Source organism: Nocardioides sp., assembly GCF_029937575.1.
Lineage (GTDB): Bacteria > Actinomycetota > Actinomycetes > Propionibacteriales > Nocardioidaceae > Nocardioides.
This window is the reverse complement of record NZ_JAPYPS010000112.1, coordinates 1-7,651: the sequence shown is the minus strand read 5'-3', so window position 1 is coordinate 7,651 and position 7,651 is coordinate 1. Positions and strand designations below refer to the sequence as shown.

The following is a 7,651-nucleotide window of genomic DNA, read 5'->3' as shown; positions in this document are numbered from 1 at the left end:
GTGCGCTGGTGCGTCGTCGCCGCCGACGCCGCGCCCGCGCCGGGCTGGTCTCGGGGGCCGCGGTCGCCGCCGTGACGGTGACCGGCGTGGTCGTCGTACCCGGACTGCTCGGCGACGACGCCCCCGTCGCGCCCGCCGACGAGGTCTCGGCCCCGGCGATCATCGAGGGCGGCGGCTACCGACCCGCGGGGTTCTTCAAGGACGTCGTCGGCGGCACCGCGGTCCCCTCGATCACCCGGTACTACCGCACCGTCGGCAAGGTCGTGTTCACCGCGCGCTTCGAGTGGTCGCCCGACCCGGCCGGCGAGGCCTATCTGGCCGACCTGTCCCTGGAGCGCTATCGCTCCGACGCCGAGCAGCGGTGCGAGCGGCTCGTGCGCGACGACGGGACGTGCGACGTGCGGGAGGACGGCTCGGTGCTGGCGACCTACGAGGTGCCGGCCGACGGGGCGTTCCTCGCCCCGATCGGGCAGGAGGGACGCCTGCGCCTCGACGGCTCCGCCGGCGTGCTGCGCGCAGCGACGTACTTCCGCACCGACGCCAAGGCGGTCACGGCCCTGGTCTGCAACTGCAGCAGCCTGGGCGGCGAGGTGCTCAGCGAGGCCCCGCGGGTCTCCTTCGAGGCCCTGGCCGACGTGGTCACCGACCCGTCGTGGGCGCTCCGGGTGGGGTCATGACGGCTGGTGGCGCTGGGCGAGCCGGGTGGACAGGGCATGGGCCCCTGTCAGGAGCAGCGCTCCCAGCTCCGGGCGCCGGCCCTCGGAGAAGCGGTCGGCCACGCCGGTCAGGCTGAGCGCGCCGACGGGGACGTCGTCCGGGTCGAAGACGGCTGCGGCCATCCCCCAGCTCCCCTCGACGATGAGCCCGGGGTTGGTGGCGAAGCCGGCGGCTCGGGTGGTGTCCAGCCGATGGCGCAGCTTCTCGGCCGAGTGCTCGGACCCGAACTCGGCGGTCAGATCGGCCCGGTGGAGGTAGTCGTCACGCTCCGCCCCGGACAGAAACGCAAGGATCACCAGGCCGGCGGAGGCGACCCCGAGCGGGAACCGGCTCCCGAGGTCGAGGACGTGGGAGCGCAGGGGGAAGGCGCCGTCCTCGCGGATCAGGCAGATCGACTCATCACCGCGGCGCACGGAGTAGAAGGCGCTCTCCCCGGTGTCGATCGCCAGCTTGCGCACGACGGGATGGGCCAGGTGGGTGACGTCGTAGCGGGCCGCCGCGGAGCGGCCGAGGAAGTGAAGCTCGGGTCCCAGCTGCCACCACCCTGTCTCGCTGACGCGCTGGACCAGGCCCTGGCCCGCCAGGGAGGTCAGCAGGCGATGGGTCGTGGGTCGGGCGAGCCCGCTGGTGTCGCTGATCTGCGTCGTCGTGGCGCCGTCGGGCTCGTGAGCTGACACGGCACGCAGGAGGAGGCCGATCCTGGCCACGAGGTCCGGAGGTGCCGCCACTGCGCCACCGTACCTCGGGTGGGCGTTCACTCAGTGAACGCACAGCCTCTGGCGCTGCCATGTCGTGAGCAGATCACGTCTGTTCAGTGGACGAGGTTGACCGCCCGCGCCCGGCGGAGTTGAGTCTGCGCCATGGACAAAGTGGTCTCCTCGGCTGCCGATGCGGTGGCCGACATCGGGTCGGGTTCGTCGCTTGCGGTCGGTGGTTTCGGGTTGTGTGGGATCCCGTCGGTGCTGATCGAGGCGGTGCTGGCCTCGGGTGTGGGTGATCTGGAGGCGTTCAGCAACAACGCGGGGGTCGATGACTGGGGTCTGGGCCGGTTGTTGGGTGCGGGGCGGTTGCGGCGGATGGTGGCCTCGTATGTGGGGGAGAACAAGGAGTTCGCGCGGCAGTACTTGTCGGGGGAGCTGGAGGTCGAGCTGACGCCGCAGGGCACGTTGGCCGAGCGGATGCGCGCTGGTGGGTCGGGGATCGCGGCGTTCTTCACCGCGACTGGTGGTGGGACGCAGGTCGCCGAGGGTGGTCTGCCGTGGTTGTACGACGCGCAGGGGACCGTGGTGAAGTCGTCGCCGCCGAAGGAGACGCGGACCTTCCCGGTGGACGGGGTGGAGCGGGAGTTCGTGCTGGAGTCGGCGATCGTGGCGGACTTCGCTCTGGTGCGGGCCTGGAAGGGTGATCGGCACGGCAATCTGGTGTTCAAGGACTCGGCGCGCAACTTCAACCCGTTGGCCGCGATGTGTGGGCGGGTGACGATCGCGGAGGTTGAGCACCTGGTCGAGCCGGGTGAGCTGGTGCCGAACGAGGTCCATACCCCGGGTGTGTATGTGCACCGGGTGGTGGAGCTGAGTCCGGAGCAGGCTGCGGACAAGCGGATCGAGAAGTCGACCACGAGGAGTCGGGCATGAGGAGTCGGGCATGAGTTGGACGCGTGAGCAGATGGCGGCGCGGGCGGCTGCGGAGTTGTCGGACGGGTCGTATGTGAACTTGGGGATCGGGTTGCCGACGTTGGTGCCGAACTACGTGCCCGACGAGGTCGAGCTGGTGCTGCAGTCGGAGAACGGCGTGTTGGGCACGGGTGCCTACCCGTATGAGGGTGAGGAGGATCCGGACCTGATCAACGCGGGCAAGGAGACGGTGACGTTGCGGCGGGGGGCGTCGATCTTCGACTCGGCGACGTCGTTCGGGATGATTCGTGGGGGGAAGATCGATGCGGCGATCCTGGGCGCGATGCAGGTCTCGGCTGGTGGTGACATCGCGAACTGGATGATCCCAGGCAAGATGGTCAAGGGCATGGGTGGGGCGATGGACCTGGTCCATGGTGCGAAGCGGGTGATCGTGTTGATGGAGCACGTCGCGCGTGACGGGTCGTACAAGATCGTCGAGGAGTGCTCGTTGCCCTACACGGGCAAGAAGGTCGTGCAGCGGATCATCACCGACCTTGCCGTGATCGACGTACGACCCCCGACCGAGGGTGGCGGGCTGGTGCTGGTCGAGCTCGCCCCCGGCGTGTCCGAGGACGAGGTCCGCGACAAGACCGAGCCCGCCCTGCTCGACTGACCATCCCGGCCGAGCTCAGCCGATCGGCAGCGGGATGAGCTTGTTGCCGTCGACGAACGCCTTGCCCTTCGGGGGGTCGATCGCCAGGTCCAGCCACAGCCCTCTCCTCGCGGCGCGTGGCTTGCCGGTGGGGGTCGCGACGATGGCCAGAGTCGCCACCTTGGTCACGTCACGCTTCGGGTCGACGAGGGTCAGCCGACCGTTGCCGCCGATCCGGTAGCTGCCCTTCAGGCTTCTCGAGTACGTCGAGCCGACGTCCGGCCTCCCGTAGCGGCTCGTGTCGACGGCGTACCGCAGCCGGAACCGCCCGGAGTCGCGCAGTCTCAGCCGTTGCTCGACGACGCCGCGGCCCTCGTCGACGTTGGCGCCGTACTGCCAGAGGCCGTCGAGTCGCTGACCCGGGCGGGGGTAGAGAAGGCGCGAGTACCGCTCGCCGTCGAAGAAGGCGGCCTGGCGGGTCACGCGCCCGATCGTGGTGCCGCCGATCTGCACCAGTCCGCTCGCGTCGTCGTGGTGGTACGGCGCGCACGACTGCCTCTTCCCGCACCGCACCTTCCCGTTGCTCGCCAGCGCGCGGCCGGCGCGCTCGTCGTCGACGAAGACGACGCGCTGGGAGGTGCGGAAGTCGCACTCCGCCGTGGCGGTGCAGTCGTAGGAGTCGAACCCGATGGCGGCGTACATCCGCCCCGCCAAGGAGTCGTCGCCGGGAATCGGTGCGCCACCGGCCCGCCACACGTAGGGGAGCCCGACCCGGCGGGGCTCGGCGCCCGGGGCGGTGACCTCGAAGGTCAGCGTGTGGAGCCCCGCCGTACGCGCTCGCACGGCGTAGTTCACGATCTGCGTGCTGTCGGTCTCGAGGGCGTCGATGGTGGTGACGAGCGGGTCGACGTACAGGCCGCGGTGCTCGACCACGGTCACGGTGACGTCGGTGACGGGCTCGGTGGCACTGATCGCCAGGCCGACGTCGAAGCAGTCGTCGTCGTAGCGGTCGCCGCTCTCGGCGACGCACTCCGTGGGCGACGGGGGCGGGGCGTCCCGGTCGAGTCGCTCGACCTGCAGGGGGTTGCCCGGCCCCGGCAGGGTGCTGAGATTCAGCTCCGGTGCCGACGTGGCCCGGGCGTCGGACGCGGCGAGGGTCAGGGCGAGTGGGGCGATGAGGGACAGCAGGGCTGCTGCGACCAGGGGCTGACGGGTGCGGTGCATGGGCGTCTCCGAAGGGGTGTCGCGGTGGGGCACGGGCGCACCACGCAGGATCAACGCGAGGTCGGGCCACAACGTTGAACGGCGCCCCGGGGGCTCCCGCAGCTACTTCGGCTCCAGGGCGCCCAGCGCGACGACCAGCGCCTGACGTCCGGCCGAGCACCGCGAGTAGGGTGCCGAGCATGACGAAATGGGAGTACCAGGTGGCGCCGATTCCGCTCCACAACGAGGCCTTGATGCTCAACAACTTCGGCCAGGACGGCTGGGAGCTGGTGACGATCCAGACCAGCGCGCAGGGTGGCCTGATCGCCTTCCTCAAGCGCCCGGCCCAGTAGGCGCCGACATGAGTTCCGCGAGCACCCCCGAGGAGCGCCTCACCGAGCTGGGGCTGTCGGTCCCCGAGGTCGCCAAGCCGGTGGCGGCCTACGTGCCCGCCGTGCGCTCCGGCAACCAGGTCTTCACCTCCGGCCAGCTGCCGATGCGCTCGGGCGAGCTGATGACGACCGGCAAGGTCGGCGCGGAGGTCGGCGTCGAGGAGGCGGTGGCCTGCGCCCAGCAGTGCGCACTCAACGCGATCGCCGCCATTCGCGCAGAGGTCGGCGACCTGTCGCAGGTCAAGCAGATCGTCAAGGTCGTCGTCTTCGTGGCCTCGACGCCGGACTTCACCGGCCAGCCCGGCGTGGCCAACGGCGCCTCGGAGCTGTTCGGCGAGGTCTTCGGCGACGCCGGGATCCACGCCCGCTCGGCCGTCGGGGTCGCCGTGCTGCCGCTCGACGCGCCGGTCGAGGTCGAGGTCCTGGTGGCGGTGTGAAGATCCCGCTGCCTCCGGTGCCACTGCCCGACGCGGTCGCCGAGCTGGCGCGCGAGTACGTCGACGGCACCCGTACGCCGGTCGAGCCGCGGCAGGCGGCCACGGTGATCCTGCTGGCCGAGACTCACGACGCCGACCAGTCGAGTGGCGGGCCCGAGATCTACTACCTGCGCCGGCAAGTGTCGATGGACTTCGCCGCGGGCATGGCGGTCTTTCCCGGCGGCGGAGTGGACAAGCGCGACTTCGACGCCGAGGTGGCGTGGGCCGGGCCGACACCGGCCGAGTGGGCGGTACGGCTGAGCTGTGACGAGGACCTCGCGCGGGCGTTGGTGTGCGCTGCCGTGCGCGAGACGTTCGAGGAGTCCGGTGTCCTGCTCGCGGGGCCGGCCGCGGACTCGGACACGACCGTCGTGGCCGACACCACCGGCGACGACTGGGAGGCCGACCGCGTCGCGCTCGAGTCGCGCGAGCTGTCCCTGACCGACTTCCTCAACCGCCGCGAGCTGGAGCTGCGCTCGGACCTGCTCGGCGTCTGGGACGCGTGGCTGACCCCGATCTTCGAGCCGAAGCGCTACGAGACCTGGTTCTTCGTCGCCAAGCTGCCCGAGGGGCAGCGCACCCGCGACGTCTCCACGGAGTCGTCGTCGGTGGCCTGGCTCCGGGCCGGTACGGCGGCGGCGCAGGCGGAGTCGGGCGAGCTGGCGATGATGCCGCCGACGTACCTGACCTCTCTCGAGATCGCCGGCTTCGAGACTCGCGACGAGGTGCTCGCCGCAGCAGCGGATCGGACCGCCGTGATGTTCACGCCGACGGTGGAGCCGCTGGGGGAGGGCTTCACGCTCTCCATGCCCGATCGCCTGAGGCCGGTGCTGGCCGAGCGGAGGCGCTGATGACGTCGGGAACGGGAGCCACGGACACCTGGGCCGGCGGTTCCTTCGGCGCGCGCGGCGAGTGCCTGCTCGCGCCCAACCCAGGGATGATGACGCTCGACGGCACCAACACGTGGGTGCTGCGCGAGCCGGGATCGTCGTCCTCGATCGTGGTCGACCCCGGCCCGATCGAGGACGGTCACCTCGACCTCGTCGACGAGGTGACCGGTGACGTCGGGCTGATCCTGCTCACCCACCACCACTTCGACCACTCCGAGGTCGCCGCCGAGCTCGCCGAGCGCAAGGGGTGCGCCGTCCGCGCGCTGGACCCCGACTACTGCATCGGCGCGGACCCCCTCGCCGACGACGAGGTGCTCGACGTCGGCGGGCTCGCCGTACGCGTGGTCACCACCCCCGGGCACACCGCCGACTCGATCTCGTTGCTGCTGTCCCAGGAGAGGGTGCTGCTCTCCGGCGACATGGTCCTCGGCCGCGGCACGACGGTGGTCGCCTATCCCGACGGCCAGCTCGGCCCCTACTTCGAGTCGATCGAGAAGATGCGCGCCCTGGTCACGTCCGGCGACGTCGAGACGATCTGGCCGGCGCACGGACCGGTGCTCGACGACGCGGGCGGCGTCCTCGACTACTACCTGACCCACCGACGTGCCCGCCTCGAGCAGGTGCGCGAGGCGTTGGCCGAGCTGAAGGCGCAGCCGCACCCCGAGGGCTTGGCCACCGACGAGCTGCCGCGGAAGGTCGTCGAGATCGTCTACGCCGACGTCGACGAGTCGCTCTGGGTCCCAGCCGAGCTGTCGGTCCGGGCGCAGCTGGCCTACCTGGCCGAGCAGGCCTGAGGCGGGTCTGTCCGCAGTCACCTGCAGCTGCCCGACGATGCTGGGAGTGCCAGGTGGAAGAGGGCGGTCTGCACGAGATCCTCGGCGAGGTGGGCATCCCCGGTGAGGAGGTACGCCGTGCGCAGGAGCGCGGGTGAGCGCGCGGCGACGAACGCGGTGAATGCCGCGTGGTCGGTGTCCTGCGTCCTCATCTGACCTCCTCACTCCCTCCTACGCCGGTGCCGGCTCGCTCGGAGGTACGGGCGGTCAGATTCCTCGGAGCGCGCCCACGATAGGCGGCTGAGGCGCCGATCGTGGGCGCCCGGCCAGACGGGGACATGCCGATGGCCCCGCTGTGGTGGGCGGGGTGGCGGGGCGCGGTGTTCAGGGCTCGCTGTCGGGTGGGACCTGGTGGATCTGGGTGGTGATGGGCATCCGGCCGTGGCGTCGGCCGCGGGTGACGCGGAAGCGGGTGCCGGTGGGGCTGGTCCAGTCGTAGACGCCGGGCTCGGGGCTGGTGTAGGTCCAGGGGGAGAAGGTCTTGGTGCGGTGGTGGCGCCGACACAGGAGCGCGAGGTTGGACGTGGTGGTCTTCCCACCGGCGGAGGCTGAGCAGCGAGCGCCAGCGAGCGTCGACGAAGCCCGGTGAGTCGTCGTCGGCGGTCGTGTCGCCGGGTTTCGACACGCTCCGTCGCGGGTTCGTTCCTCACCCGCGGTCGCTGCTCAACCACCAATGATCACGCCCTCGCGAGCTCGGTCGTGTTCGATGAGGACGTCGTTGCAGCCGGGGTTGTCGACCGATGCGTGCAGGCTGTCGGGGTCGAGGTGGGCGTAGATCGTGACCCCACGCCCGCTGGTGCCGGCTGAGTGGTCGTTGTCTCCGTCAGGGTCGTCGGTGGCGAGGTCGAGGGCGAGCTGGGTGCGGGCGATGTCGC

Annotated in this window: 10 protein-coding genes and 1 pseudogene; 7 read left to right on the top strand and 4 right to left on the bottom strand. The window is 71.0% G+C overall.

What is annotated here, in order from left to right:
• Nucleotides 1–677, top strand: a 677-nt coding sequence (locus Q1K33_RS20295) for a hypothetical protein (RefSeq protein ID WP_300406682.1), incomplete at its 5' end; no start/stop codon positions are given.
• Here Q1K33_RS20295 and Q1K33_RS20290 read toward each other — a convergent pair.
• On the bottom strand, nt 672–1,445 hold the full coding sequence (locus Q1K33_RS20290; RefSeq protein ID WP_300406680.1) for an IclR family transcriptional regulator: 774 nt from the start codon (nt 1,443–1,445) through the stop codon (nt 672–674). The two genes, Q1K33_RS20295 and Q1K33_RS20290, sit on opposite strands and share 6 nt — an antisense overlap.
• 132 nt (nt 1,446–1,577) lie before the next feature.
• Between Q1K33_RS20290 and Q1K33_RS20285 the strand changes: the two genes are divergently transcribed.
• Entirely contained in the window at nt 1,578–2,351 is a 774-nt protein-coding gene (locus Q1K33_RS20285; protein WP_300406669.1) for a CoA transferase subunit A, read from the top strand.
• Between the two features lie 10 nt (nt 2,352–2,361).
• Nucleotides 2,362–3,003 (top strand): CoA transferase subunit B, encoded by a 642-nt coding sequence (locus Q1K33_RS20280; protein ID WP_300406668.1) that lies wholly within the window; start codon nt 2,362–2,364, stop codon nt 3,001–3,003.
• 15 nt (nt 3,004–3,018) lie between these two features.
• On the opposite strand, the gene Q1K33_RS20275 is transcribed toward Q1K33_RS20280, so the two are convergent.
• Nucleotides 3,019–4,206, bottom strand: a complete 1,188-nt coding sequence (locus tag Q1K33_RS20275; protein WP_300406666.1) for a hypothetical protein — start codon at nt 4,204–4,206, stop codon at nt 3,019–3,021.
• A 179-nt stretch (nt 4,207–4,385) separates the two neighbouring features.
• Here Q1K33_RS20275 and Q1K33_RS20270 point away from each other — a divergent pair, with 179 nt between their 5' ends.
• Genes Q1K33_RS20270 through Q1K33_RS20255 form a run of 4 tightly spaced genes read left to right on the top strand, consistent with a single transcriptional unit; the run spans nt 4,386 to nt 6,737 of the window.
• The gene (locus Q1K33_RS20270) at nt 4,386–4,538 is read left to right on the top strand and encodes a hypothetical protein (RefSeq protein ID WP_300406664.1); all 153 of its coding nucleotides are present in this window, start codon (nt 4,386–4,388) and stop codon (nt 4,536–4,538) included.
• Between the two features lie 8 nt (nt 4,539–4,546).
• Nucleotides 4,547–5,014, top strand: a complete 468-nt coding sequence (locus tag Q1K33_RS20265) for a RidA family protein (protein ID WP_300406662.1) — start codon at nt 4,547–4,549, stop codon at nt 5,012–5,014.
• Nucleotides 5,011–5,904, top strand: coding sequence for an NUDIX hydrolase (locus Q1K33_RS20260; RefSeq protein ID WP_300406660.1), 894 nt, complete (start codon nt 5,011–5,013; stop codon nt 5,902–5,904). The genes Q1K33_RS20265 and Q1K33_RS20260 overlap by 4 nt, the downstream gene beginning before the upstream one ends.
• Nucleotides 5,904–6,737 carry an MBL fold metallo-hydrolase gene (locus Q1K33_RS20255; RefSeq protein ID WP_300406658.1) on the top strand — a complete coding sequence of 278 codons (834 nt, stop codon included), beginning with the start codon at nt 5,904–5,906 and terminating at the stop codon, nt 6,735–6,737. Before Q1K33_RS20260 ends, Q1K33_RS20255 begins: the two co-directional genes overlap by 1 nt.
• 59 nt (nt 6,738–6,796) lie before the next feature.
• Here Q1K33_RS20255 and Q1K33_RS20250 read toward each other — a convergent pair.
• Nucleotides 6,797–6,928, bottom strand: a pseudogene (locus Q1K33_RS20250) (SigE family RNA polymerase sigma factor); the annotation flags it as partial.
• A 511-nt stretch (nt 6,929–7,439) separates the two neighbouring features.
• Nucleotides 7,440–7,651: hypothetical protein (locus Q1K33_RS20245; protein ID WP_300406656.1), on the bottom strand; the 212-nt coding region annotated here is incomplete at its 5' end.

Excerpts from the sequence above, each read along its gene's own strand:
- Q1K33_RS20285 (WP_300406669.1), top strand. The coding sequence starts at position 1,578 with ATGGACAAAGTGGTCTCCTCGGCTGCCGATGCGGTGGCCGACATCGGG.
- Q1K33_RS20280 (WP_300406668.1), top strand. The coding sequence starts at position 2,362 with ATGAGTTGGACGCGTGAGCAGATGGCGGCGCGGGCGGCTGCGGAGTTG.
- Q1K33_RS20275 (WP_300406666.1), bottom strand. The coding sequence starts at position 4,206 with ATGCACCGCACCCGTCAGCCCCTGGTCGCAGCAGCCCTGCTGTCCCTC.
- Q1K33_RS20270 (WP_300406664.1), top strand. The coding sequence starts at position 4,386 with ATGACGAAATGGGAGTACCAGGTGGCGCCGATTCCGCTCCACAACGAG.
- Q1K33_RS20265 (WP_300406662.1), top strand. The coding sequence starts at position 4,547 with ATGAGTTCCGCGAGCACCCCCGAGGAGCGCCTCACCGAGCTGGGGCTG.
- Q1K33_RS20255 (WP_300406658.1), top strand. The coding sequence starts at position 5,904 with ATGACGTCGGGAACGGGAGCCACGGACACCTGGGCCGGCGGTTCCTTC.